Here is a 1,337-nt window from a genome sequence, read left to right on the forward strand (position 1 = left end):
GCCATCCAATCCTGCTGTGGCATCATTGTCTGTAATGACATTCCCTGTAATGTTACCTGCATCTTCTGATCCACTATAAGCGTTGTCTTGTGCTACTGGTGCATCGTTGTCTGGGGTTACTGTGATGACAACATTTGCTGTATCAGTTGAAGCGCCATCGGTTAATGTATAGCTAATCGTTGGAACGGTTCCGTTGTAATTAGCCAATGGTACGAATGTTAAACTTCCATCTGCCAATATTGTAATCGCTCCAACACTTGGAATCGTTACGGCTGATCCTACGGCTTGTACGCCTGTGATGCCTGCAATGGTATAGTCTTGAACGGTTAAGGTTGTTGAATCAACATCGCCATCCAATCCTGCTGTGGCATCATTGTCTGTAATGACATTCCCTGTAATGTTACCTGCATCTTCTGATCCACTATAAGCGTTGTCTTGTGCTACTGGTGCATCGTTGTCTGGGGTTACTGTGATGGTAGTTTGTCCACTTACAGTAGTATTTCCATCACTTACACTATATGTAAAATTACCAACAGAATCAGTTCCATTATAATCTACTGGAGCGTCATATTGCAATCCAATTAATTGGGCACTCGTTAGCGTTTGTCCATTGATTATAGTTGTTCCGTTAGCCAAGGTTACTGTTCCTAGAGTTGGTAAACCTGTAACTGTAATAGTAAGGACGCCACTATCAGGATCGGTTGGTGCTGCTAATCCTAATGTAGTATTTGTACTTTCTTCAGCTACATTTATGACACTGTTCGAAGCTACTGGAGAACAATTACTTACAGTTACAATTTCAGTTTCTGTTAATTGGACAGTACAAGTAGTAGAAGTATTAATTGCTAAAACATTAAACGTAGTTGTTGTATTTAAAGCTCCTGTCGACAGACTAATCGTTCCTCCTGTTCCAATAACTGCCGATCCTATATTTGATACTCCATCTCGCAATTGGTAACTGATTCCAACTTCTGAATTAGTAACACTTATATTTGTAGTTGCACCAGTACAAATTGAACTTGTACCGCCCAAAACTAATGCCGCAGACGGCACTGCCAATTGCGCTGCATTGTTAAAGATGGCTGATGCTACTGAGGTACAACTTCCATTGCCTGATGTTACTGTATAATCTGTTCCAACGATCAATCCACTAATTAATCCTGTGGTGGTGTTGATTGTAATTCCTGGTGTAGCTGGGTCAAAAGTGTACGTATTCGATGCATTGTAATTGCTAATCGTACTGGTTTCTGCTGACGAACAAGACGCTGCTGTCGAACTAATTGTCGGAACAGCTGGCGTAACCAATTGCGCTGCATTGTTAAAGATGGCTGATGCTA

Annotated in this window: 1 protein-coding gene; it reads right to left on the reverse strand. The window is 41.4% G+C overall.

Features of this window, described 5'->3' with window-relative positions; all coding sequences use genetic code 11:
* Nucleotides 1–1,337: Ig-like domain-containing protein (locus tag WFZ86_RS20065; RefSeq protein ID WP_342693601.1), on the reverse strand; the 1,337-nt coding region annotated here is incomplete at both ends.

Source organism: Flavobacterium polysaccharolyticum (assembly GCF_038739875.1).
Lineage (GTDB): Bacteria > Bacteroidota > Bacteroidia > Flavobacteriales > Flavobacteriaceae > Flavobacterium > Flavobacterium polysaccharolyticum.